Raw genomic sequence first — 424 nt, 5'->3', positions numbered from 1 at the left:
TGTAAATAATCTTCCTGCTGGAACTTATACACTAACAGTAACAGACAACTGTTCGTCTCAATCTAATTCGGTAACGATAGGACAACCTGCCGCTGCTTTAGCACTAGGAGCTTCTTCTAAAACCGATGCTAGTTGTTTTGGGGCAAGTACCGGGTCTGTTACTGCGGGTGCTGTAACGGGTGCTGTAGGAACAGTAACGTACTCTTGGAAAAATGCTTCGAATACTGAAGTGGGAACTACTGCTACTGTTTCTAATCTTCCTGCTGGAACTTATACACTTACAGTAACAGACAACTGTTCGTCTCAATCTAATTCGGTAACTGTAGGACAACCTGCCACTGCTTTAGCACTAGGAGCTTCTTCTAAAACCGATGCTAGTTGTTTTGGCGCTAGTACTGGTTCAGTAAGTGCAGGTGTGGTAACA

The 424-nt window shown here is 43.9% G+C and carries 1 protein-coding gene; it reads left to right on the top strand.

The annotated features are described in order from the left end of the window. Positions 1 to 424, top strand: a 424-nt coding sequence (locus K5R64_RS13090) for a hypothetical protein (RefSeq protein WP_220764058.1), incomplete at both ends; no start/stop codon positions are given.

Source organism: Flavobacterium sp. UMI-01 (assembly GCF_019656315.1).
In the GTDB taxonomy this organism is placed as follows: Bacteria; Bacteroidota; Bacteroidia; order Flavobacteriales; family Flavobacteriaceae; genus Flavobacterium.
This window is presented reverse-complemented; position numbering and strand designations above follow the sequence as displayed.